The following is a 23,276-nucleotide window of genomic DNA, read 5'->3' as shown; positions in this document are numbered from 1 at the left end:
TATCAGGCTGGGCCAATGACGTCAAACACTGGATTTGGCCGGTTTCGCCTGAGTCAAATCCGGCCGTAGGCGGCGTTTTCCCAATGCGCAACGCGAGGCGCGCGGAAACGGCTGGCCGCGAGCAGACCCACGCCGCCCATGGCCAGGCTGAACCAGGCCGAGATCCACGGACTCCAGGGCGTGGCGGCGATCAGCAGCAGCGGCGCGGCGCTGGCCCACAGCGAATAGGCGATATTGTAGGTGACGGCGATGCCGGAGACGCGGATGTCGGCGGGAAACAGGCTGATCATCGCCGAGGGCACCACGCCTACGATGCCGCAGCACAGGCCGGCGGCGGCGTAGGCGAGGCCGGGCCAGCGCCAGCCGCCGATCAGGCTGGCGTAGAGCAGGCCCACGCCGACGGGCAGCAACAGGCTGTAGAGGATCAGGCCGCGCAGCGGGCCGACGCGGTCGGTGACGCGGCCGGCGATCACGCAGCCTATGTTGAGGAAGACGATGCCGAGGCTGCCCAGCGCGAAGGCGTCCTTGGCCGGCCAGGCGAAGTGCTGTTGCAGCAAGGTGGGGGTGACCACGACCGGAATCACCACGGCCGAGGTCAGCACGCAGGTCAGCAGCGCGGCCGGCAGCAGCGTGCTCCGGTGCGCGCGCAGCACTTCCAGCAGCGGGTAGGCGCGCTGCTGCCGCTGAGCGCGCAGGGACAGGAACACCGGCGTTTCATTCAGCCAGCGGCGCAGCCAGACGCCGAACAGGCCCAGCGGACCACCGAGCAAGAACGGGATGCGCCAGGCGTAGTCCTGCATTTGCTGCGGGCTGAAGACTTCGGCCAGCAGGGTGGCGGTCAGCGCGCCCAGCAGGTAGCCCATGGTCAGGCCGGCTTGCAGCAGACCCAGCGCGTAGCCGCGGTGGCGCGCCGGCGCGTGTTCGGCGACAAAGGTCCAGGCGCTGGGCACTTCGCCGCCCACCGCCGCGCCTTGCAGCAGCCGCAGGCATAACAGCAGCAGCGGCGCCAGATAGCCGATCTGCGCATAGGTGGGCAGCAGGCCGATCAGCAGACAGGGGCCGGCCATCATCAGCATGCTGAGGCTGAACATGCGCTTGCGGCCCAGGCGATCGGCGAAATGGGCCATCAGCATGCCGCCCAGCGGGCGAGCCAGATAGCCGGTGGCGAAAATGCCGAAGGTTTGCAGCAGGCGCAGCCATTCCGGCATCTGCGGCGGGAAGAACAATTGGCTAAGCGTGGCGGCGAAGAAGGCGAAGACGATGAAGTCGTAGATTTCGAGCGCGCCGCCCAGCGCGGCCAGCCCCAGGGTGCGGTAGTCGGAGCGTGAAAGTGCGGCGGCAGGCGTGGCGATGGCGTTCATGACGGTTCGGGAATGGCGACGGAGGAGGTCTGAAGTCGGATTCAACGCGCGCCGACGGCGGCTGGCCGCGGGGCTCGGATCTGCTTAAGGCAATGCGAATATGGCGGTATGTCAAACATGCCGCCAGTTTAGCGCGTGTCGGGAAATGTGGCGATAGTCAATTGCATTTTAACGGCATAAATTGCGCCGGATGCGGGCAAGAAAAAACCCCGGCTTCGGGCCGGGGTTGAGAGGAGGGGGCTTATTCCCACTCGATGGTGGCCGGCGGCTTGCCGGACACGTCGTACACCACGCGGTTGATGCCCTTGACCTCGTTGATGATGCGGTTGGAGGCGCGGCCCAGCAGGCTGTAAGGCAGCTCGGCCCAATGCGCGGTCATGAAGTCGCTGGTGACTACGGCGCGCAGCGCGACGACGTAATCGTAAGTGCGGCCGTCGCCCATCACGCCTACCGACTTCACCGGCAGAAACACGGCGAAGGCCTGGCTGGTCAGCTCGTACCAGTTCTTGCCGGTCTTCTCGTCCACGGTGTTGCGCAGTTCGTCGATGAAGATGGCGTCGGCCTGGCGCAGCAGGTCGGCGTATTCCTTCTTCACTTCGCCGAGGATGCGCACGCCCAGGCCCGGGCCCGGGAAGGGGTGGCGGTAGACCATGTCGTGCGGCAGGCCGAGCGCCACGCCCAACTGGCGCACTTCGTCCTTGAACAGCTCGCGCAGCGGTTCCAGCAGCTTGAGGTTCATGTCTTCCGGCAGGCCGCCGACATTGTGGTGGCTCTTGATGGTGTGGGCTTTCTTGGTCTTGGCGCCGGCGGATTCGATCACATCCGGGTAGATGGTGCCCTGGGCCAGCCATTTGGCGTTGCTGAGCTTGCCGGATTCGCGGTCGAACACCTCGATGAATTCCGCGCCGATGATCTTGCGCTTCTTCTCCGGATCGCTTTCGCCGGCCAGCTTGCTCATGAAGTCGGCTTCCGCCTGCACGTGCACCACTTTCACGCCCAGGTTCTGCGCGAACATTTCCATCACCATCTTGCCTTCGTTCAGGCGCAGCAGGCCGTGGTCGACGAAGACGCAGGTCAGTTGCGGGCCGATGGCGCGGTGGATCAGGGCGGCGGCCACCGAGGAGTCCACGCCGCCGGACAGGCCGAGGATGACTTCTTCGTCGCCCACTTGCTCGCGGATCTTCTTCACCGCTTCGTCGATGTAGTTGGGCATGGTCCAGCTGGGTTTGCAGCCGGCCACGTGCAGCACGAAGCGATGGATCATTTCGGTGCCGCGCTTGGTGTGGGTCACTTCCGGATGGAACTGCACGCCGTAGAAGCCGCGGCTCTCGTCGGCCATGGCCGCGATCGGGCAGGACGGAGTTTCGGCGATGAGGTTGAAGCCCGGGGGCAGGCCGGTGACTTTGTCGCCGTGGCTCATCCACACGTCGAGGAAGCCGTTGCCGGCGTCGTCCACCTGGTCCTGCAGGCCTTCCAGCAGTTTGGAGTGATGGCGGGCCTTGATCTGGGCGTAGCCGAACTCGCGCTTGTCGCCGGCCTCCACTTTGCCGCCGAAGGTCTGGGCCATGAACTGCATGCCGTAGCAGATGCCCAGCACCGGAACGCCGAGTTCGAACAATGCCGGATCGGCCTGGTAGTCGGATTCGTACACCGAGTTCGGGCCGCCGGAGAGGATGATGGCCTTGGGCGCGAAGGCGCGGATGTCTTCCAGTGGCATGTCAAACGAATGAAGCTCACAGTAAACGTGAGCTTCGCGTACGCGGCGGGCAATCAGTTGGGTGACCTGAGAGCCGAAATCGAGAATGAGGACTTTGTCCATGCCTATCCTTCAGGAAATGTTGTGGGCCGTGCGGCCATGATGATTGAGATTGTGTCGCAGGCGGCTGGGCGGCGGCGCCGGCCTGCTTTCATTGTTCGCCGTCCCTCGACGGCAGCCGGAATCTGCGGCTGCGTTCCGGCACCTGCTCGCTGCGGGCCAGCAGCATCAGCAGGCCGGCGACGATCATGCCGAAGGACAGCAGGTGGCTGGGACGCAGGCCCAGGTTGTCGTAGAGATAGATCGCGCCGCCGGCGTAGAGCAGCAGCGGGCTGGTGACCAGGGTGGATTTGTTGAAACCGTCCACGATGAACAGCAAGACGCCGGCGGCGGCCAGCAGCAAGGCGAGCAGGGTGGAAGTGTTGGGCAGCAGCGAGGTGCTTTTCAGGAACCAGACCGATCCCAGGCAAATCAGCACGATGGGCAGGGCCGCGCTGCGGTTCATCAGGCGGCTCCGCGCTGGTTTTTCATGAAGCGCTGCTTTTCGCGCTGCCATTCGCGGTCTTTTTCGGTATCGCGCTTGTCGTGCAGCTTCTTGCCCTTGGCCAGTCCCACTTCCGCCTTGATGTTGCCGCGGGTGTAGTGCAGGTCCAGCGCCATCATGGTGTAGCCGGCGCGTTCCACCTTGCCGATGAAGCGGTTGATCTGCTCTTGCGACAGCAGCAGCTTGCGCGGACGCACCGGGTCGGCCTTGACGTGGGTGGACGCGGATTGCAGCGGCGTGATGTGGCAGCCGATCAGCCAGAACGCGCCGTTTTTCCAATCCACGTAGCTTTCCTTCAGCTGGACGCGGCCGGCGCGGATGGCCTTGACCTCCCAGCCTTCCAGCACGAGCCCGGCTTCGAGCTTTTCCTCGATGAAGTAGTCGTGGAAGGCCTTGCGGTTCTGGATGATGCTCATGTCGCCTACGGGATGTTTTTTAAATGAATCCTCTATTGTATCAGAAGCGGGCGGCTTGCCAAAGCCATGAAAATACAGCGCTTTGACGGGCCGCCGGGACGCGGGCGGGTAGGGCGCGCCGTATTTTGTTAAACTTGCGGTTTTTACCGATGCTGACGATTTCCCGGCCAGAGACGGGACAGCGGAGACGATAAGCGAGCAATGGATGCAGGTGGTTGAAAAAAGCGTGTTGGTGGCGCACACGCCGGCGCAGATGTTTGCGCTGGTGGACGATATCGAGCATTACAGCCGGTTCCTGCCCTGGTGCGGCAAGACCGAGGTGTTGTCGCGCGAGGGCGATCAGGTGGTGGCCAGCCTGCACATCGATTACCTGAAGGTGAAGCAGCATTTCACCACCCGCAATACCAATCAGGCGGGTGAATCCATTCTGATGGAACTGGTGGACGGCCCATTCGAGCACCTGGAAGGACGCTGGCATTTCAAGCCTCTGGGCGAGATCGGCTGCAAGGTGGAGTTCCGCCTCAGCTACCAGTTTTCCAGCAAGATACTGGAAATGATCATCGGTCCGGTGTTCGGGCATATTTCCGGCACGCTGGTGGACGCCTTCATCAAGGAAGCGGACAAGGTGTACGGCGATGACTGAGACTTTGCAGGTGGAAGTGGCGCTGGCCCTGCCCGAACGCCAAGAGCTGGTGGTGTTGCAGGTGGCGCCGGGCACGACGGCGCGTCAGGCGGCGGAGCTGTCCGGCTTGTTGGCGAGCTTGCCGTCGTTGGACGCCGCGCCGCTGAAGCTGGGGATATTCGGCAAGGCGGTCAAGGAAGACGCCTTGCTGCGCGAGCATGACAGGGTGGAGATTTATCGACCCTTGATCGCCGATCCTAAAACGGTAAGGCGTCAACGCGCCGAGGCCGGCAAGCAGATGAAAAAAGGCGGCGCTGACTAGCCGCCGCCGAGAGGATGCTTAAGCGCCACTCAGGCTTTATAGCTGAGGCGCCATCAGGGAAGGCGGTTGTTCCTCCGCCGAGTGCACGCGGTTCTTGCCGTTGAGCTTGGCTTGATACATCGCCTGGTCGGCGCGCTCCAGCACGTCGGCCTCTTGTTCGCCCAGATGCCATTTGGCGACGCCGGCGCTGAAGGTGATCAGCAGACGGTCGTTGTTGGCCAGGAAGAAGGTCTTGGTCAGCTCGCGCTGCAGCCGCTGCACGGTGGCGACGGCTTCCTCTTCCGGCGTGTCCGGCATCAGGATCACGAACTCCTCGCCGCCGAAGCGGGCGACGATGTCGGCCGGGCGCAGGCTGTGCTTGATGGTGTCCACCAGATATTTCAGGGCGTCGTCGCCGGCCAGGTGGCCGTATTTGTCGTTCAGCTGCTTGAAGTTGTCCACGTCGAGCAGGGCGACCGACAGCGGCGCGCCGGTGCGCTCGGCGCGGCTGATCTCGCGCTGGAAATGTTCGGCTAGGCCGCGGCGGTTGAAGGCGCCGGTCAGCTGGTCCTCGCGCACCTTGGCGCTGGCGGCCTCCAGCGCGGTTTCCAGTTCGGCGATTCTTTGTTCGGCGGCCTCCACCTGTTCCTTGGCGGACAACAGTTCGTCGCGGGAACGGGTCAGATCCAGTTGCATCAGCGAGGTGTCTTCCATCAGGGAGCCGATGATGTTGCCCAGCTCTTCGACGTTCTGCGACTGCTTGATGCGGGCGCTGTGGTCCTTGATCTTGTTCTGGAAATCGTCGGTGCTGTCCGTCATCATCGCCAGCCGCGAGATGAAGCGGTCCAGCAAGGAGCGCAGCGAACTGGCCGCCTCGTCCAGCGAGGTTTTCAGCTGGCCTTGCTTGCGGATCACGTCCTTGAGGCTGGACTCCATCTGGTAGACCTGCTGCATGGACAGCGGCTCGTGGCTGAGGATGTCCTGCAGCGAATGGACCTGGCCCACCAGATAGGTGTCCGAGTGGTTGAGCTCGGCGATGTTTTCCAGCAGCAGGCGCAGCAGATTGGTCATCGCCGACACCAGGCGGTCGTCTTGCTGCGATTGCAGTTCCAGCTTGATCATGAAGGCCCGCAGCTTGGGCATGTAGGCGTTGAGCGCGGGGTCGTCGGCCACCTGGTTCAATTCGCTCAGCAGCGCTTCAAGCGCGTCCACCAATTCCGGGTAGTTGATCAGCCGCGGCTCCAGGCCGTGTTTGAGCGCGAAGCTCAGCGTGCGCTGCCAGGCCAGCCAGCTGTCGTTGGGGGCGTCGGCGCCGTCTTCGTCGGAGGCGGCTGTCGGAGCGGGGGCTTCTGCGGCGGCGCCGTTGCCGTTGGACGGCGGCGCGGATTGGGTCCAGTTCTGGATCAGGGTGGCCAGTTTCTGGTTCAGCTCGTCCGGCTGGTTGCCGTAATTGATCAGCACCCGCTCCAGCGTGGACTGCTTGTGGTGCTGCGGCATATTGGGCAGCCGCAGGTCCCAGTTGCGGATCAGGTTCTGGATCAGCGTGCCCCAGCTGTGCTGCTGCTGGCTAGCGCTGAGCGAGGCGCGCAGGAAGTCGATGATCAGTTGCGGGGCTTGTTCCCAGCGGTTTTCGTCGCAGACTTGCTTGAGGCGGGTGAGGGTGACTTTGGCCTGCACGCTTTCCTGAGGCAGGGTTTCCAATGCGCGCAGCAGCAGCACCGCAAGCTTGTTGTCGCGATCGACCGGCGTTTGCGTCAGCTCGTGATAGACCCGCTCAAAGTTTTCCGGCGTCGGCAACAGCTTGCGCACCGTCAGCTGTTTGAGCGTTTCTCGTGCGACTTCGATGGGGTTTTGTGTTGTCATTGCCCAAACCTTGGACTTTTTTAGACCGGACGTCATTCTTGTTGTCTGTTCAGCTCTACAGTGCGGTCCGGGCGGATATTTAGCGAGGCGTTGGCTTCACCGGATCCAGCAATTGGAAAAATACTTCACCATTCCGAATCATGCCAAGTTCATTGCGGGCTCTCTCCTCAATGGCGTCCGTCCCCTGTTTCAAATCACGCACTTCCGCGTCCAGCGCGGCGTTGCGGGCCACCAGCTTTTGGGTGGTCGCCCGCTGTTCCTGTAGTTGCTTGTCCAGCTGCCAGACTCTGAGCCAGCTACCTTTGCCAAACCACAACGGCCATTGCAGGGCCAGTATTACTGTCACCAGAGTCAGGGTCAGCCAGCGCATACGATTACTTCAGGTGGTAAAAGGCAGCTTTGCCCGGGTAGTAAGCGGCGTCGCCCAATTCTTCTTCGATGCGCAGCAACTGATTGTATTTGGCCATGCGGTCGGAGCGGGACAGCGAGCCGGTCTTGATCTGCATGCAGTTGGTGGCAACGGCCAGATCCGCGATGGTGCTGTCTTCGGTTTCGCCGGAACGATGGCTCATAACGCTGGTATAGCGGGAACGCTTGGCGAGATCAACCGCTTTCAGCGTTTCCGACAGCGTGCCGATCTGGTTGACCTTGACCAGCAACGAGTTGGCGAGGCCGCCTTCGATGCCCTTGGCCAGAATCTTGGGGTTGGTGACGAACAGGTCGTCGCCGACGATCTGCACGCGGGAGCCCAGGCGATCGGTCAGCAGTTTCCAGCCGTCCCAGTCGTGTTCGCTCATGCCGTCTTCGATCGACAGGATGGGGTAGTTGTTGACCAGGGTTTCCAGATAGTCGGCGAACTGCTCGGAAGTGAGCTGCAGGCCTTCGGCGGTCAGCTGGTATTTGCCGTCCTTGTAGAACTCGGAGGAGGCGCAGTCCAGCGCCAGCATCACGTCCTGACCGGCCACGTAGCCGGCGGCGTCGATGGCCTCCAGAATCAGCTTGATCGCGTCTTCGTGGCTCTTCAGGTTGGGCGCGAAGCCGCCTTCGTCGCCCACGGTGGTGGCGTAGCCTTTCTGGTCGCAAATCTTCTTCAGGCTGTGGAAGATTTCGGCGCCGCAGCGCAGCGCTTCGCGGAAGGTTTGCGCGCCCACCGGCATGATCATGAATTCCTGGATGTCCAGGGTGTTGTTGGCGTGCGCGCCGCCGTTGATCACGTTCATCATCGGCACCGGCAGGGCCATCGGACCGGCGCCGCCCAGGTAGCGGTACAGCGGCAGGCCGGCGTCTTCGGCGGCGGCGCGGGCCACGGCCATGGACACGGCCAGCAGCGCGTTGGCGCCGAGGCGGGACTTGGTTTCGGTGCCGTCCAGCTCGATCAGGGTCTTGTCGATGAAGGCCTGGTCGCTGGCGTCGAGGCCGATGATGGCTTCGCAGATTTCGGTGTTGATGTTTTCCACCGCCTTCAACACGCCCTTGCCCAGGTAGCGGCTTTTATCGCCGTCGCGCAGTTCCAGCGCTTCTTTTTCGCCGGTGGAGGCGCCGCTGGGCACCGCCGCGCGGCCCATGACCCCGGATTCCAGCAATACGTCTGCTTCCACGGTCGGATTGCCGCGCGAATCCAGAATCTCACGAGCTACCACATCGATGATCGAACTCATTTACATTTCCTTCAAAGGCTGGGTTGTGTTCGGGCGGAGGGCGCGCAACCGGCCGAAGCCGGTTGCGATCTGCGCCTGCCGGTTTACAGGGTGTGTTCCGGCCAGGGATTGTGCTTGACCAACTCGTCCAGCGCCTTGAGCGTGGTCAGCAGTTCCTTCATGCGCGGCAAGGGCCAGGCATTGGGGCCGTCGGACATCGCGCAGGCCGGGTCCGGATGGGTTTCCATGAAAATGCCGGCGATGCCGGAGGCCACTGCGGCGCGCGCCAGCACCGGCACGAATTCGCGCTGGCCGCCGGACGATGTGCCTTGGCCGCCGGGTAGCTGCACCGAGTGAGTGGCGTCGTAGACCACCGGGCACTGGGTGTCGCGCATGATCATCAGCGAACGCATGTCGGACACGAGGTTGTTGTAGCCGAAGGACACGCCGCGTTCGCAGGCCATGAAGCTGTCCGGTTCGAGGTTGGCCTCTTGCGCGGCGGCGCGGGCCTTGTCGATGACGTTCTTCATGTCGCCCGGAGCCAGGAACTGGCCCTTCTTGATGTTCACCGGCTTGCCGCATTGGGCGACGGCGCGGATGAAGTCGGTCTGGCGGCACAGGAAAGCCGGGGTCTGCAACACGTCGACCACGCTGGCGACTTGCACGATTTCGTTTTCGCTGTGCACGTCGGTCAGCACCGGCACGCCGATCTGGCGCTTCACTTCCGAGAGGATGCGCAGGCCTTCATCGATGCCGAAGCCGCGGAAGGAGGAACCGGAAGAGCGGTTGGCCTTGTCGTAGCTCGATTTGTAGATGAAGTTGATGCCCAGTTCGGCGGTGATCTCCTTGAGCTGGCCGGCGGTGTCCATCGCCATCTGTTCGCTCTCGATCACGCAGGGGCCGGCGATCAGGAACAGCGGCTGGTTGAGGCCGACTTCGAATCCGCACAGTTTCATGCCTTGGGTCCTTGCTTGTCCGCTTGGTATTGCAGCGCCGCTTTCACGTAGGAGATGAACAGCGGGTGGCCGTCGCGCGGCGTCGAGGTGAATTCCGGGTGGAACTGGCAGGCGAAGAACCAGCGGTGATTGGCCAGTTCGATGGTTTCGACCAGCTTCTCATGACCGGCGGAGCGGCCGCTGATGGTCAGGCCGGCCTGTTCCAGGCGCGGAATGTAGTAGTTGTTCACTTCATAGCGGTGGCGATGGCGTTCGACGATCTCGCTGTCGCCGTAGATGTTCGCCGCCAGGGAGTTCGGAACCAGGTCGCACTGCTGGCCGCCCAGGCGCATGGTGCCGCCCAGGTTGGAGTTTTCATCGCGCTTTTCCACCTTGCCGTCGTGGTTGACCCATTCGTCGATCAGCGCCACCACCGGGAAGTTGGTGTCGAGGTCGAATTCGGTGGAGTTGGCGCCGGCCATGCCGGCCACGTCGCGAGCGTATTCGATCAGCGCGATCTGCATGCCCAGGCAGATGCCCATGTAGGGGATATCGTTCTCGCGGGCGAACTTGACCGCCTTGATCTTGCCTTCCACGCCGCGCTTGCCGAAGCCGCCCGGCACCAGAATGGCGTCCATGTCCTTCAGCGAGTCGGCGCCGTCGCGCTCGATTTCCTCGGAGTCCACGTAGATGATGTTGACGCTGGTACGGGTATGGATGCCGGCGTGTTTCAGCGCCTCGGTCAGCGACTTGTAGGACTCGGTCAGGTCCACGTATTTGCCGACCATGGCGATGTTGATGCTGTGGTCCGGGTGCTCGATCGCGTCGATGATGCGGCCCCACACCGACAGATCCGCCTTGGGCAGGTCCAGCTGCAGCTGTTCGGCGATGATGTCGTCGATGCCCTGGCCGTGGAGCATAGCCGGCACCTTGTAGATGGAGTCGGAGTCGTAACAGCCGATGACCGCGTTTTCCTCCACGTTGCAGAACAGCGCGATCTTGCGTTTTTCGTCTTCCGGCAGTTCGCGGTCCATCCGGCACAGCAGCACGTCCGGCTGAATGCCGATCTCGCGCAGCTCTTTCACTGAGTGCTGGGTCGGCTTGGTCTTGATCTCGCCGGCGGTGGCGATGTAGGGCACGTAGGACAGGTGCACGTACAGGGTGTTCTTGCGGCCCAGGTTGGAGCGCATCTGGCGGATGGCTTCCAGGAAAGGCAGCGATTCGATGTCGCCCACGGTGCCGCCGATCTCGACGATGGCGACGTCGGCGTCGGCCGCGCCTTCATGCATCTTCAGCTTGATTTCGTCGGTGATGTGCGGAATCACTTGCACGGTGCCGCCCAGGTAGTCGCCGCGGCGCTCCTTGGTGATCACGGACTCGTACACCTGGCCGGTGGTGAAGTTGTTGCTTTTCTTCATCTTCGCGTGGATGAAGCGCTCGTAGTGGCCCAGGTCGAGGTCGGTTTCCGCGCCGTCTTCGGTGACGAACACCTCGCCATGCTGGAAGGGGCTCATGGTGCCCGGATCGACGTTGATGTAGGGATCGAGCTTCAGCATGGTGACTTTCAGCCCGCGAGACTCGAGGATGGCAGCGATGGACGCAGCGGCAATGCCCTTACCCAGGGAGGACACCACACCGCCGGTTACGAAGATGTACTTGGTCATGAGATTACGGCTCTATGGGAATCCGGGATTCTACCCTGAAATCGTTGCGATTTGAATCGCTTCGAACCATGTTGTTGCAAGTGGCGCCGCCGTCCCCGAGCGCCGGCCGCCGGACGCGTCGCGCCGCTTGGCAAAGAAGTGCTCGCATCTCTGTGGCGAATACGGTACAATTGCCGCCGACTGTTTTATACACGATCGCGCCCATGCTGCAAAAGGGTGCGTTTTCTGCTTGAGTGTCTGGCTTTGTCTATGATATAAAGCCAGCTTTTACCGGTTTTGGGAGTGTTTAACATGGCGCGTGTTTGCAAAGTCACCGGCAAGCGTCCGATGACCGGGAACAATGTTTCCCACGCCAACAATAAGACTAAACGTCGTTTCCTGCCCAACCTGCAATATCGCAAGTTCTGGGTTGAGAGCGAAAACCGCTGGGTGCGTCTGCGCGTATCCAACGCGGCACTGCGTACCATCGACAAGGTTGGCATCGATGTAGTGCTGGCTGATCTGCGCGCTCGCGGCGAGATCTGATTGCGGTCAACCAGAAAGCTACTGAGGTAATAACATGCGCGATAAAATCAAGCTTGAGTCCACTGCTGGCACCGGCCATTTCTATACGACTACGAAGAACAAGCGTACGATGCCGGAAAAAATGGAGATCAAAAAATTTGATCCCGTTGCTCGCAAACACGTTCTGTACAAAGAAACCAAGCTGAAATAAGCCGGTTTCCGCGGGAACGCGTAAAGCTAAAGAGCCCTTCTCTGGTGCACGGAGAAGGGTTTTTTATTTGCGGCGCGTCCTTGAACAAAAAACCCCGCCAGCTTCGCTTGGCGGGGTTTTTCGCGTTCAATCGCCGCTTAGGCGGCCGAAGGTGTTTTTGGCGAACACCAGATCTTGCCAGGCCTTGTGCTTGTCCGGCTGGTTGCGCAGCAGGTAGGCCGGGTGGTAGCTGACGATCAGCGGAATCTCCTGATAGCTGTGCAGCTTGCCGCGCAATTGGCCGATGCCCTTTTCCGTCTGCAGCAGGGTTTGGGCGGCGAAGCGGCCGAGCGCCAGGATCAGCGTGGGCTGGATGTGGCGAATCTGTTGGATCAGATAGTTCTGGCAGGCGGCGATCTCGTCGCCGCTGGGGTTGCGGTTGCCGGGCGGACGGCATTTGAGCACGTTGGCGATGTAGACGTCGCGGTCGCGGTCCAGCCCGGTGGCTGCCAGCATATTGTCCAGCAGCTGGCCGGCGCGGCCGACGAAGGGCTGGCCTTGCCTGTCCTCCTGCTCGCCCGGCGCTTCGCCTATCAACAGCCAGCGCGCCTGCTTGTTGCCGCGGCCGAAAACGGTCTGAGTGCGGGTTTGGCACAGCCGGCAGTCGCTGCAGTCGCGCACCGCGCGTTCCAGCGCGTCCCATTCCAGCAGCGGCGAGGCCGGGATGCTGGGCGGGGGAGGGGCGACGGGCGGAGCGATGTCGGCGGCGGGCGGGGGAAGGAAGGGCGCGGCCGGCTGGAGCGGCGCGGCGACTTCCGGGCGCGGCGGGGCAAGCGCCTCCGCCGGCTCTAGATCGGTTTCCGTCGGCGCGGCCAGCTGGCGGCTCAAGGCCGCCGGGTGCTGGTCGAACCAACCGGGGCGGGCTTCCCAGCCGGGGCCCAGTCCGATCACGCTTTGAATCAGCACGGCGCGGCTCATAGCTCGGTCTCCATCAGGATGGCGTCTTCGCGGCCGTCGGGACAGGGGTAGTAATTCTTGCGGCGGCCGTTTTCGACGAAGCCTTGGCCGGCGTACAGGCCGCGGGCGACGGCGTTGCCGGCCCGCACCTCCAGAAACAGGCGTCGCGCGCCGGCGGCGGCCAGGGTGGCGCGGAGCTCCCGCAGCAGTCGCTTGCCCAGGCCTTGGCCTTGCCATTGCGGGTCTATCACGATGTTGAGCAGTTCCGCCTCGTCCAGCACGCTCTGGGTAACGGCGAACCCCTGCAGCCGTTCCGCGGCGAACAGGCCGTGGAACTGGTGGCCGCAGCGCACGGAGTCCCGGTATTGGGCGGCGGACCAGCCGTGAGCGCAGGCGCGGCTCTCCAGCTCGGCCAGCAGCGCGGCGTCGTCGGGCAGGAAGGTGCGGTAGTCCGGGCTCATTTCTGGCGCGCCTGCTGTTGTTCCTGCGCGGTCAGGGCGACTTTATTGCGTACGTACAGCAGCTCCGCTTCGCGCGGATGGGTTTGCGGATAGCGGTCGCTGCGCGCCAGCGGGAAGTAGGCGGCGGCATGGGGCAGCAAGTCGGCGCGGACGATGGCGTCGCCGGCGTGCTCCCGCAGGGCGGGGTAGCGTTCGAAACCGTCGCCGGCGGCGATGTCCGCCCGCTCCGGCCAAAGCACGGCTTCCGGCGCGCCGACGCTTATCGGTCCCAGGCGCTCCGGCGCGCCGCCGTCGGCGACGCGATAGCCGGCGCTGTAAACCTGTTGCATCCTGGCGTCGAGACAGACCAGCACCGTGCCGGCGCCGGCTTGTTGGGCGACGTTGTCCAGCGTGGGAATGCCTATCACCGGAACGCCGGCGGAGAAAGCCAGGCCCTGGGCCAGTCCGCAAGCGATGCGCAAGCCGGTGAAGGAGCCGGGGCCTTGGCCGAAGGCGATGGCGTCGAGTTGCTCCAGGCGCAGTTCCGCCTGTTCCAGCAGGCGAGCCAATTCCGGCAACGCGCGCTCGGCGTGCTTTTGCTCGACTTTCTCGTGGAAGGAGAAAATGCGCGAACCGTTGTCAACGGCTAGGGATAGAAACGAGGTGGAGCAATCAATGGCAAGCAATTTCATCGGGGAATTCGGTCTCAAGCTTTAGCGCGTGCTGCAAGACTGCGAATTATAAGCCGAGTTCTTCCACCCAGGCGAGCGCGGAGACATGGGCCTGGTTGAACTGCTCGCTGCTGAGGTTCAGTTGGGCGCAAAGTTCCGGCACGCCGGTCAGCTGGCCGTCCTCGCAGGCTTTGACCAGCTTGAGGAAGCGGCTCATCGTGCCTTTTTCGTGCAGCAGGGCTTCAGTGATGGCTTCCGGCAGCTGCAGGTGTTCGATGATGTTGGCCATCGGCATGTCGAACAGCACGTCCAGCAAGCTGAACATGCCGATGATGAACAGATTGTCGCAGGTGTCGTGGCGCTCGCCGTGAGCCTTGCCCAGCAGCTCCATGAAGCGGCCGCGGGTGACCGCGGTTTTTTGCAGCGCCGGCGGCGCGTGGCCCTCGTCCGAGGCGGTGACCAGCAGCAGGGTCAGCCAGCGGTAGAGCTTTTGATAGCCCAGCACGGTGACGGCGTGGGAGAAGGAGCTGATGCTGGTGTTCAGGCCGGCCGCGGCGGAGTTGACGTAGCGCAGCAGCTTGTAGGACAAGGCCAGGTCGCGTTTGAGCACTTGCTCGACGTCGCGGATGTCGGCGTCCAGGCGCAGCAGGTTGAGCAGCTCCAGGGTGTTGCGGAAGGATGGGTGGATGACCTTGGCGGACAAGGTTTCCGGCTGGGCGAAGTAAAAGCCCTGAAAGCCGTCCATGCCCAGTTCCTTGCACAGATGGAACTGGGCGTGGGTTTCCACGCGTTCGGCGATGCGGATCACCGGGTAGCTGCGCAAGCGCGACGCCAGCATCTGGAAGCGGTTGGTGTCCTGGTGCTGGATGTCCAGCTTGACGTAGTTGGCCAGTTCCAGAAACGCCGCTGCCGGCGATTCGAAGCTGAAGTCGTCCAAAGAAATGCCGAAGCCCAGCGAGCGCAGATGGCGCGCGCGCGACAGCAGTTCGTTGGAGGGCACGATGCGCGGCGAGATGTCGAGAATGACCCGGCGCGGCGGCAGCAGCTCGAGGAACTCGCTGCTGAGCATGGCTTCGCCGATGTTGATGAAGGCCAGCTTGCTGCCGATCAGCCAGCTGGTGCCCATATTGTTGAGGGTGTTGACCAGCACCTGGGTGTCGGCTTGCAGCTCGGTGTGCTTGCCGACGCCGGAGGCCTCGCCGCTGGGACGAAAAAGCAGCTCATAGCCAATGAGCTGCTGGTTGCGGTTGAGAACGGCCTGCCTGCCTATGAAGGCGCTCGTCGAGGTCATTGTCCCGGTATGCCTTTGCTCAGGTGGCGATCAGGTCCGCGGATCGGGTGACGGTGTTGCTGGCTTCGCTGGAGGAGAGCAGGTCTTCCATGTCGAGCACCAGCACCACGGAGCCGTCGCCGGACAGGGTGGCGCCGGCCACGCCTTTCGGGCGAATGTTTTGCAGCGGCTTGATCACCACGTCGTCGCGGCCGACGAAGGAGTCGATGGCCAGGATGAAGGACTTTTCCGCGGACTGCATCAAGACGCCGAAGTAAGGCTTTTGCGTCGGCTCCCAGCCCAGCAGGCCGGCCAGGGTCTTCAGCGGCAGGATTTCGTCGCGCACCACGATGGTGGGCTTGCCGGACACTTCCTGGATCGCGTTCGGATCGATGGTGATGATTTCGCGCACCATCGCCAGCGGCACCGCGAACGGCTGGTTGCAGGCGCGCACCACCAGCACCGGCAGGATGGCCAGGGTCAGCGGCAGCGAGATGCTGATGCGGGTGCCTTCGCCCGGCACCGAGTTGATGTCGATGCGGCCGTTCAGTTTCTGGATGTTGGTGCGCACCACGTCCATGCCCACGCCGCGGCCGGACACGCTGGAAATTTGATCCTTGGTGGAGAAGCCGGGCAAGAAGATCAGCTGCAGGCACTGCTTCTCATCCAGGGAGTTGGCGCTTTCCTGGTCGATCAGGCCTTTTTCGATCGCCTTGCGGCGCAGCGCGTCGGCGTTCATGCCTTTGCCGTCGTCGGTGATCTCGATCAGGATGTGGTCGCCCACCTGCTCCGCGGTCAGTTGCACCAGCGCCTGCGGCTTCTTGCCGGCGGCGATGCGGTCTTCGGGCTGTTCGATGCCGTGGTCCACGGCGTTGCGCACCAAGTGGACCAGCGGATCGTTCAAGTCCTCGATCATGGTCTTGTCCAGCTCGGTCTCTTCGCCGGACAGCACCAGTTCGACTTCCTTGCCCAACTGGCGGGCAAGGTCGCGCGCCAAGCGCGGGTATTTCTGGAACAGGCGGCCAATCGGCTGCATGCGGGTTTTCATCACCGCGTTCTGCAGATCGCCGACCAGCAGGTCCAGCTGGCTGATCGCCTCGTCCAGAGAGCGCAGGGTATTGGTGTCGCGGTTGCCTTGCAGGATTTCGGTGCGCAGCGTGGTCAGGCGGTTTTTGGTCAGGCCGATTTCGCCGGACAGGTTGAGCACCATGTCGAGGCGTACGGTGTCGATCCGGATGGTGTTTTCCTGCGGGCCGCTGCTGCTGGGCGCGCTGGCGGCCGGTTTGCTCGGCGCGGGTTTGGCCGCGGGCTTGGCCGCCGGGGCCGCCGCAAGCGGAGCGGGAGCTGGCGCCGCCGCCGGAGCGGCTTGGGGCGCGGGCGCCGCGGCGGCCGGCGCAGCAGCGGGAGCCGCCGGCGCGCCGCCGGGGGCGACGGCCTGATACAACTGATTCCAGTCCGGGCCTTGACCGTTGCCGGCGGCGGGCGGGGTTGCGGCGGCGGGGGCCGGCGCAGGCGCTGCCGCCGGGGCAGGGGCAGCTGCCGGCGCGCTTGCCGCGGCATTCTCGGACAGTTCCTCGCCAGCCAGCGCGGCGTCCAAGGCCGCCAGGATGCGCGGGTCGGCTTCGCTGGGCATCAGGCCCTGGCCCATGGTGCCGAACATGTCGCGCACAATGCCGGTGGCGTCAAGAATCACATCCATGATGCCGGCGGTGATGTGCAACTGGCCGTTGCGCAGCTTGTCGAACAGGTTTTCGGTGCGATGGCATAGATTGATCATCGGACCGACGTTGAGAAAGCCCGCGCCGCCCTTGATGGTGTGGAAACCTCTGAAAATGTCGTTCAGCAGTGCTTTGTCTTCCGGACGTTTTTCCAGTTCGACCAATTTATTGTCTACATCGGAAAGGAGGTCCGTAGACTCCATCAAGAAGTCTTGCAGCAGCTCTTCCATGCCGGCAAATTCGCTCATTTTCCACTCCCGCCACGCCTTGCTCGCGTGCTTTGTTCTGCGTGTTGTTCGTTAGAAGCCCAGGCTTTCCAGCAGGTCGTCGACCTGTTGCTGGCTGCTGACCACATCGGTGCGGCCTTCCGGATTGATCACGGGGCCGTTCAACAGATTGGTGCCCATGCCCAATTCTTCTTTTTTCGCCTCGGGCGAAAACTCGATCAGGAAGTTGACCAACTCGCTTTCCAGCAGTTTGACCATGCCCATCATCTTCTTGATGACCTGGCCGGTCAGATCCTGGAAGTCCTGAGCCATGACGATTTCCAGCAGCTGGGTGCTGGTGGCCTGGGTCTGGGCCGGCACTTCATTTAAGTAGCCGCGCGTGTCGGCCGCAAGTTGCTGGAACTCTTCCACGGTCAACAGATTGGCGTACAGCCGTTCCCAGCGCGAGGACAACTCCAGCGCCTTGCTTTCCAGCTGGTCCTGATACGGTTTGGCCAGATCGGTGGCGTTGAGCACGCGTTCGGCCGAGTTTTCCGTCAGGGTGGCGATATAGGTCAGCCTGTCTTTGGCGTCCGGAATCGCGTCCGCCATTTTTTCCAGAGATTTGTCGTAGCCTAGATCGCGTAGCGCATCATGCATTTTGCGGGTTAACTGACCAATTTGTTCGTACATCGAGGTAGGACTGCCGGCAGTCCCGGTCGGCTGCGGAGCGGCTGCCGCGGCTTCGGGCGCGGCGGCGGCGGGCTCCGGCGCCGGAGGGGCTTCGCTCTGCTGCATCGAAATGCTGTCGAACAGAGCCTCAAGCTCCGGGTTATCCCCGCTTTCCAGGATGTGATTGGACACGGTAAATCCTCCTCAATACTGACGCAGACCGTTTTTTTTCGGCACTCAGGCTGGTTTATTCATGTTCTGGAAGATCTTGCTCATTTTCTCTTCCATGGTGGCGGCAGTGAAAGGCTTCACGATGTAACCGCTGGCTCCGGCCATGGCCGCTTCGATGATGTTTTCGCGCTTGGCTTCCGCGGTGATCATCATGAAGGGCAGGTGTTTGAGCTGGGCGTCGGCGCGGACTGCCTTGAGCAGCTCGATGCCGGTCATATTGGGCATGTTCCAGTCGGAAACGATGAAGTCGAAGTGCTGGGTCTTCAGCTTGTGCAGCGCAACCATGCCGTCTTCGGCTTCGTCGACATTGGTGAATCCTAGCTCTTTCAAAAGGTTGCGCACGATTCTCCGCATGGTGGAGAAGTCGTCTACGACTAGGAAGCGAATATTCTTGTCTGCCATTGAGGTGTGTCCTGATTTATCTGAAATTCATCGAGCCGCATATTGTAGCGACTACCTCTGCAGGAATGGAATCAAAGTTTCGGCCAGCACGCCGGGGTCGAACTTGGCGACGTAGGCGTCCACGCCCACGCTGGAGCCCATCGCGCGGTTGGCGTTGGACGACAGCGAGGAGTGCATCACGACCGGAATGCCGCGGAAACGCTGATCGGACTTGATCAGCTTGGTCAGCACATAGCCGTCCATTTCCGGCATCTCGGCGTCCACGAGGATGATCTTCAGGTGGTCGTGCAGGCACTCGTCCTCGCCGAAATTGCGGTTGGCCAGCGTTTGCAGCCGGTCCCAGGCTTCGCGGCCGTTGGTGGCCTGCTGGAATTTGATGCCCATTTTTTCCAGCACGCCGGTGATTTCCTTGCGGGCGACGACCGAGTCGTCGACGAAGAAGATGTACTGGTCGTTTTCCAGCTGGGCGGTGGGCACGTCGGGCAGGCGTGGTTCGCCGACCACGCTGGCCAGGATCTGCTCCACGTCCAGAATGGACACCAGCTTGCCGTTTTCCAGTTCGGTAATCGCGGTGATCAGGTTCTGATTGGTGCCGCTCGCCGCCATCATGTTTTCCGGCGCGCGCACCTTGTCCCAGTCCACGCGGATGATGCGGTCCACCGAGTCGACCAGGAAGGCCTGGGTGCTCTTGTTGAACTCGGTGACGATCATGGTTTCGTAGCTGCGGGTTTGATCGGCGCCGATGAACTTGCCAAGCGAGATGACCGGGATGATATTGCCGCGCAGCGACAGCACGCCCTCCACGCCAAACGGCATGTTCGGCGTTTTGGTGATGGCGGGGGTCTGCGACACCTCGCGCACTTTGAAAACGTTGATGCCGAAGGTTTCCCGCGTTCCAAGCGAAAACAGCAGAATCTCCATTTTGTTGGAACCCGCCAGCTTGGTTCTGGCGTCAACGGTTGCAAGCAAGGAGGCGTCTGTGGCTGCCATATCTGTCCCTCTCCCTTAATGCTTTTGCTTACTTGATCTTTAGTCTTTGGGTTCCAGATTCAGCATCTGGCGCAGTTTCATCGACAGCTTCTGCGGTTCGAATTTGGCGACGTAGGAATCCACGCCGACCGATTCGCCCAGCTTCTGATTCGAGGAACCGGAAAGGGAGGAGTGCATCAACACCGGAATGCCGTTGAAACGCGGATCGCTCTTGATCATCTTGGTCAGCATATAGCCGTCCATTTCCGGCATTTCCACGTCGGTCAGCACCAGGTGCAGCGAGTCCGACAGCTTCTTGCCGGCCAAATCGGCCTGATTGGCCATCTTCTGCAGCTCTTCCCAGCCGCGCATGCCGTTGATGGCGGAGGTGTACTGGATGTTCATCGCTTCCAGCGTGCGTTCGATCTGCTTGCGCGCCACGGCGGAGTCGTCGGCGAAGAAGATTCGGCGCGGTTCCTTGACCGGCTCGATGCCGAGGAAGGTGTGGCCGTCGTCGATGATGGTGGTTTCCGCCAGCACTTTTTCCACGTCCATCATCATCACCAGCGTGCCGTTGTCCAGTTCGGTCACCGCCGTCACCAGACCTGCCATGCGGTTGGTGATCATTTCCGGCGGCACGCGCATCGCGGACCAGTCCAGACGCAGGATGGTGTCCACCGCCTCCACCAGGAAGCCCTGGGTGTGGGCGTTGTACTCGGTGACGATCATGATTTCCGGCTTGTTGCTGGTGACGACGCCGGTGTATTTGGCCAGGTCGATGACCGGAACCAGCGCGCCGCGCAGGCTGACCATGCCTTCCACCGAGGAGGGCATTTCAGGCGCGGAAGTGATTTCCGGCGTGCGCATGACTTCGCGCACCTTGAACACGTTGATCCCGAAGATTTCCTTGCGCCCCGTGCGCTGATCCTGGCCCAACGAGAACAGCAGGATTTCCAGCTTGTTGGTGCCGGCCAGTTTCGTCCTGGCGTCGATTTTTTTGAGAAGCTCTGACACAGAAACCTCCGCTGCATTCTTTTGAAGTGGCGTACTACTACCCTTTATACGCCAGATATCGGTTTTGCCCGGTTTTTTTTGCTGAGCTGCATGCCAGATAACAGCTTGGCTCAGCGATACCCATTCATTATCATACTGTTTAAGTGGTTTTTACAAATAACTCGCAAGCGATTCGGCATATGGTTTCAAGCCTCAAAGATCAGCAGCAGCTGGAAGCCGCGTTCGAGCAATTCAATGCGGTGTCCGGCCAACTTATTGATGCATATAGACAACTTGAGAGCCAAGTGACAGTTCTCAACGCGCAGCTGGACGAAGCCAATAATCAGCTGCGCAAACAGCGCGATGAGAACGCGATGCTGGCCGAGCGGCTGGGCTTGTTGCTGGAGGCGCTGCCCGCGGGCGTGGTGCAAGTCTCGGCCGAAGGCGCGGTCACCGCGGTGAATCCGGCCGCCAGTCGGATGCTAAATGGTTGTTCTGTAGGCGCTTTATGGCGGGACATGCTGGAGGGGCTGGCGCGCTCGGAGCTGGACGGCACCTATTGCCATCGGCATGGCGAACCGGGTCTGGTGTTGACGATGCAATGCCAGGATCTACCGTCCGTAGGCGAACAGATTGTGCTTATTCACGATGTATCGCGTTTGCATCAATTGACCGGAGAATTGGCCCGCCAGCAGAAGTTGGCGTCCATGGGCGGCATGGCGGCGGCATTGGCGCATCAGCTGCGCACGCCGCTGGCCACGGCGATGCTGTACACGGCGAATCTGAAGCAGGACATCCCGCGGGCGGAGGACCGCGCGCGCTTCGTCGACAAGAGCCTGGCCAGGATGCGGGCGCTGGAGAGCCTGATCCAGAACATGCTGGGTTTCGTCCGCGGCCAGGTGACGACGCTGGAGCCTTTGGAACTGGACGGTTTGCTGGAGGATTTGCGTGCGGTCATGCAACCACAATGTCATGAAAAAGGTGTGCTTTTTGATTGCAATGTGGTGGTGTCATCTGCCATAAAGGTTTTGGTGGACCGCAAAGCGCTGCAGGGGGCCCTGGTGAATCTGCTGGAGAACGCCTGGCATTTTTCAGCGGCCGGCGATGTGGTGCGTCTATCGGTGGAGGAAGGCGAGACGGCCTTGCTGTTTCGGGTGGAGGACTCGGGTCCCGGATTCAACCCGGAGGAGCTGGAGAAGATGTTCGAGCCTTTCTTCACGACCCGCCCGGGCGGCACCGGCCTGGGTTTGGCCATCGTCAAGAAGGTGGTGGACGAGCTGGGCGGGCAAGTGCGTTGTTTCAACAAGGGGGAGGGCGGGGCCTGTTTCGAGCTCAGCCTTCCGATGATGCAATCGTGATGGATGTGCCGTTTATTCAGAAGAAAGCCGAGGACGCCGCATGAGACCCATTGTCAAAGTAGAGGGCAGAGTTGGGAAGATGATCCTGATCGGACAGTTCGACTTCAACCTGCATCGGGAATTCCGTCAGGCCAGCCAGGAGCTGCTGGACAATCCGGAAGTGCAGGAGATCGAGATCGATTTCGACCAGGTGCCGTTTCTGGACAGTTCCGCGCTGGGCATGTTGCTGTTGCTGAAGGAGCGCGCGGCCGGGCAGAAGAAGAGCATGACCTTGATCAATTGTCGCGAAGCGGTGATGCAGGTGTTCGAAATCGCCTGCTTCAACAAGATGTTCACCATTAAGTAAGTTCAAGCATTGGAGCGTCTGTGCGCATCCGGGCCTGGTTGTCCGCTGATGCCGAGGCACGGGTTCGTGGGGATCCTTGGTTGTCGGCGCTGGATTGGTGGTTTTGCGGTGGCGCCGACTTCGCGGTGGGCGGCAAGCAGGATCTTTGGCTGACGAATCTGGCGGACGCTCCCGCCGCGCTGTTCGAGCAGTGGGAGGGCGACAAGCCCTTGTGGGTGTTTTCGTCGGGACGCCCGGCGCCCTGGCTGGCCACGCCCAATATTCATTTCCTGCGCGGCGATTTCGATGCGGACTTGTTACGCAGCCGCCTGCTGGCCTGGCATTGGCAGCAACACGCGCTCTGCCCGTGTTTGTTCGGCGCGGCGGCCTTCGACGTCGTCAACGGCGCCATGTCCCTGTACCGTCCGTCGAAACAGGCGCCGGTCCGCGTGTTTCCCTTGGAGGTCTCGGTCAAGCCGGTGGAGGCGGTGGGCGGCGACGTGGTGCTGCGCGCGGACTTGCCGGAACGGACTTTGCTGATACTGGGCGACGCCTCCGGCCATGGCCAGGGTTCGGCGCTGGACGCCGCGCTGCTGGCGCTGGGCGCGTCGCGGGTGTTGCTGGGGCAGCCGCTGTCCTTGTCGGCGCTGCGGGAGCTCAACGCTTTCATGCATCGCCACGTGGCCGACGGGCGCTACGTCGGCAGCGCCTTGCTGGAGATAGACTGGCGCGTCCGCGAGGTGAGGCTGGTCAACGCCGGCATGCCGGACGTCTTGCTGTTCCTGTCCACCCGGCTTGAGCAGCGTTTTTCCTCCATGTGCAGTCCGCTGGGGCTGCGCGCCGACATCGAGTTGCGGCGGCCGCTGGCGCTGCCCTGGGCCGAGGGCCAGCATTTCCTGGCGCACAGCGACGGCATGGAGGAGTCCGATCTGCCCTATCTGTTGTCGCGTTTGCTGCGCTGGTCCAGCGTTTCGCCGGCCGGCGCGTTGGGCTATGGCCCCTTGCCGTCGATTCCGCTAGGCTTCAGCAGCCCATACAATGACGACATGTCGTCGCTGGCTTTCGCCGTGCCGTCGCCGGCGTCGCCGGCTTGAGGAAGCTTGGCCGCGGGCGTCGGCCCCGCGCGGATTCCGGCTTGAATCGGCGGGCTTTTTAGTTGATCAATCATTAATATCTGCGCAAATTTCAGCGCTTGGGCGAGTTGGCCGTTTCTCCGTGGCGGAACGAGGCGGCGAGTGAGCAAGGTAAAGAATGGGAAGCGCGCGCCGCGT

25 protein-coding genes are annotated in these 23,276 nt (G+C 62.3%); 7 read left to right on the top strand and 18 right to left on the bottom strand.

What is annotated here, in order from left to right:
* Positions 1-53: 53 nt before the first annotated feature.
* The 4 genes from VK98_RS16220 to smpB all read right to left on the bottom strand — a co-directional run bounded on the left by VK98_RS16220 (position 54) and on the right by smpB (position 4,077).
* Positions 54-1,361, bottom strand: a complete 1,308-nt coding sequence (locus VK98_RS16220) for an MFS transporter (protein ID WP_048415022.1) — start codon at positions 1,359-1,361, stop codon at positions 54-56.
* 241 nt (positions 1,362-1,602) lie between these two features.
* The gene (gene guaA, locus VK98_RS16215; RefSeq protein WP_156187905.1) at positions 1,603-3,186 is read right to left on the bottom strand and encodes a glutamine-hydrolyzing GMP synthase; all 1,584 of its coding nucleotides are present in this window, start codon (positions 3,184-3,186) and stop codon (positions 1,603-1,605) included.
* Between the two features lie 82 nt (positions 3,187-3,268).
* The gene (locus VK98_RS16210) at positions 3,269-3,622 is read right to left on the bottom strand and encodes a hypothetical protein (protein WP_048415020.1); all 354 of its coding nucleotides are present in this window, start codon (positions 3,620-3,622) and stop codon (positions 3,269-3,271) included.
* Entirely contained in the window at positions 3,622-4,077 is a 456-nt protein-coding gene (gene smpB / locus VK98_RS16205) for an SsrA-binding protein SmpB (RefSeq protein WP_019103542.1), read from the bottom strand. Before smpB ends, VK98_RS16210 begins: the two co-directional genes overlap by 1 nt.
* A gap of 205 nt (positions 4,078-4,282) precedes the next feature.
* Here smpB and VK98_RS16200 point away from each other — a divergent pair, with 205 nt between their 5' ends.
* Both VK98_RS16200 and VK98_RS16195 read left to right on the top strand, forming a co-directional pair.
* Positions 4,283-4,720, top strand: a complete 438-nt coding sequence (locus VK98_RS16200; RefSeq protein WP_048415019.1) for a type II toxin-antitoxin system RatA family toxin — start codon at positions 4,283-4,285, stop codon at positions 4,718-4,720.
* Positions 4,713-5,021: an RnfH family protein gene (locus tag VK98_RS16195; protein ID WP_048415018.1), complete on the top strand. Its 309-nt coding sequence runs from the start codon at positions 4,713-4,715 to the stop codon at positions 5,019-5,021. The genes VK98_RS16200 and VK98_RS16195 overlap by 8 nt, the downstream gene beginning before the upstream one ends.
* Positions 5,022-5,057: 36 nt before the next feature.
* Here the strand turns inward: VK98_RS16195 and VK98_RS16190 are convergent, their stop codons facing one another.
* The 5 genes from VK98_RS16190 to VK98_RS16170 form a co-directional block, all read right to left on the bottom strand.
* The gene (locus VK98_RS16190; RefSeq protein WP_048415017.1) at positions 5,058-6,863 is read right to left on the bottom strand and encodes a GGDEF domain-containing protein; all 1,806 of its coding nucleotides are present in this window, start codon (positions 6,861-6,863) and stop codon (positions 5,058-5,060) included.
* A gap of 79 nt (positions 6,864-6,942) precedes the next feature.
* Positions 6,943-7,233, bottom strand: a complete 291-nt coding sequence (gene ftsB, locus VK98_RS16185; RefSeq protein WP_019103546.1) for a cell division protein FtsB — start codon at positions 7,231-7,233, stop codon at positions 6,943-6,945.
* 4 nt (positions 7,234-7,237) lie between these two features.
* Positions 7,238-8,521, bottom strand: a complete 1,284-nt coding sequence (gene eno, locus VK98_RS16180; protein WP_048415016.1) for a phosphopyruvate hydratase — start codon at positions 8,519-8,521, stop codon at positions 7,238-7,240.
* Positions 8,522-8,604: 83 nt separating this feature from the next.
* Complete coding sequence (kdsA, locus tag VK98_RS16175; protein WP_048415015.1) at positions 8,605-9,456, bottom strand: 3-deoxy-8-phosphooctulonate synthase; 852 nt, start codon at positions 9,454-9,456, stop codon at positions 8,605-8,607.
* Positions 9,453-11,099, bottom strand: coding sequence for a CTP synthase (locus VK98_RS16170; RefSeq protein WP_048415014.1), 1,647 nt, complete (start codon positions 11,097-11,099; stop codon positions 9,453-9,455). Before VK98_RS16170 ends, kdsA begins: the two co-directional genes overlap by 4 nt.
* Before the next feature lie 291 nt (positions 11,100-11,390).
* On the opposite strand from VK98_RS16170, the gene rpmB reads away from it, so the two are divergent.
* Both rpmB and rpmG read left to right on the top strand, forming a co-directional pair.
* A complete protein-coding gene (rpmB, locus tag VK98_RS16165; RefSeq protein WP_011137003.1) occupies positions 11,391-11,624 on the top strand; it encodes a 50S ribosomal protein L28 in 234 nt (77 codons plus the stop codon).
* Positions 11,625-11,658: 34 nt separating this feature from the next.
* Positions 11,659-11,814, top strand: a complete 156-nt coding sequence (gene rpmG / locus VK98_RS16160) for a 50S ribosomal protein L33 (RefSeq protein WP_017506994.1) — start codon at positions 11,659-11,661, stop codon at positions 11,812-11,814.
* A 126-nt stretch (positions 11,815-11,940) separates the two neighbouring features.
* Here rpmG and VK98_RS16155 read toward each other — a convergent pair whose 3' ends face one another.
* From VK98_RS16155 to VK98_RS16115, 9 genes are read right to left on the bottom strand one after another with little or no spacing between them, the layout of a single operon-like run.
* Entirely contained in the window at positions 11,941-12,771 is an 831-nt protein-coding gene (locus VK98_RS16155) for a uracil-DNA glycosylase family protein (RefSeq protein ID WP_048415013.1), read from the bottom strand.
* Positions 12,768-13,211 (bottom strand): ribosomal protein S18-alanine N-acetyltransferase, encoded by a 444-nt coding sequence (gene rimI / locus VK98_RS16150; RefSeq protein ID WP_048415012.1) that lies wholly within the window; start codon positions 13,209-13,211, stop codon positions 12,768-12,770. Before rimI ends, VK98_RS16155 begins: the two co-directional genes overlap by 4 nt.
* Entirely contained in the window at positions 13,208-13,882 is a 675-nt protein-coding gene (tsaB, locus tag VK98_RS16145) for a tRNA (adenosine(37)-N6)-threonylcarbamoyltransferase complex dimerization subunit type 1 TsaB (protein WP_048415011.1), read from the bottom strand. The genes rimI and tsaB overlap by 4 nt, the downstream gene beginning before the upstream one ends.
* Positions 13,883-13,928: 46 nt before the next feature.
* Entirely contained in the window at positions 13,929-15,152 is a 1,224-nt protein-coding gene (locus VK98_RS16140; RefSeq protein WP_048415010.1) for an EAL and HDOD domain-containing protein, read from the bottom strand.
* A gap of 19 nt (positions 15,153-15,171) precedes the next feature.
* Complete coding sequence (locus tag VK98_RS16135; protein WP_048415009.1) at positions 15,172-17,097, bottom strand: chemotaxis protein CheA; 1,926 nt, start codon at positions 17,095-17,097, stop codon at positions 15,172-15,174.
* 51 nt (positions 17,098-17,148) lie between these two features.
* Positions 17,149-17,919, bottom strand: a complete 771-nt coding sequence (gene cheZ / locus VK98_RS16130) for a protein phosphatase CheZ (protein ID WP_048415008.1) — start codon at positions 17,917-17,919, stop codon at positions 17,149-17,151.
* Between the two features lie 45 nt (positions 17,920-17,964).
* A complete protein-coding gene (gene cheY / locus VK98_RS16125; RefSeq protein WP_019103157.1) occupies positions 17,965-18,360 on the bottom strand; it encodes a chemotaxis response regulator CheY in 396 nt (131 codons plus the stop codon).
* A 51-nt stretch (positions 18,361-18,411) separates the two neighbouring features.
* Positions 18,412-19,350 (bottom strand): chemotaxis protein, encoded by a 939-nt coding sequence (locus VK98_RS16120; RefSeq protein WP_019103158.1) that lies wholly within the window; start codon positions 19,348-19,350, stop codon positions 18,412-18,414.
* A 39-nt stretch (positions 19,351-19,389) separates the two neighbouring features.
* Positions 19,390-20,343, bottom strand: a complete 954-nt coding sequence (locus VK98_RS16115; protein ID WP_019103159.1) for a chemotaxis protein — start codon at positions 20,341-20,343, stop codon at positions 19,390-19,392.
* Between the two features lie 179 nt (positions 20,344-20,522).
* Here VK98_RS16115 and VK98_RS16110 point away from each other — a divergent pair, with 179 nt between their 5' ends.
* From VK98_RS16110 to VK98_RS16100, 3 genes are all read left to right on the top strand, one after another.
* Positions 20,523-21,680, top strand: a complete 1,158-nt coding sequence (locus VK98_RS16110; RefSeq protein ID WP_048415007.1) for a PAS domain-containing sensor histidine kinase — start codon at positions 20,523-20,525, stop codon at positions 21,678-21,680.
* A gap of 40 nt (positions 21,681-21,720) precedes the next feature.
* Positions 21,721-22,026: an STAS domain-containing protein gene (locus tag VK98_RS16105; protein ID WP_039754785.1), complete on the top strand. Its 306-nt coding sequence runs from the start codon at positions 21,721-21,723 to the stop codon at positions 22,024-22,026.
* An 80-nt stretch (positions 22,027-22,106) separates the two neighbouring features.
* Positions 22,107-23,099, top strand: a complete 993-nt coding sequence (locus tag VK98_RS16100; protein WP_048415006.1) for a SpoIIE family protein phosphatase — start codon at positions 22,107-22,109, stop codon at positions 23,097-23,099.
* Positions 23,100-23,276 lie beyond the last annotated feature (177 nt).

Source organism: Chromobacterium sp. LK11 (genome assembly GCF_001043705.1).
Classification (GTDB): domain Bacteria; phylum Pseudomonadota; class Gammaproteobacteria; order Burkholderiales; family Chromobacteriaceae; genus Chromobacterium; species Chromobacterium alkanivorans.
This window is presented reverse-complemented; position numbering and strand designations above follow the sequence as displayed.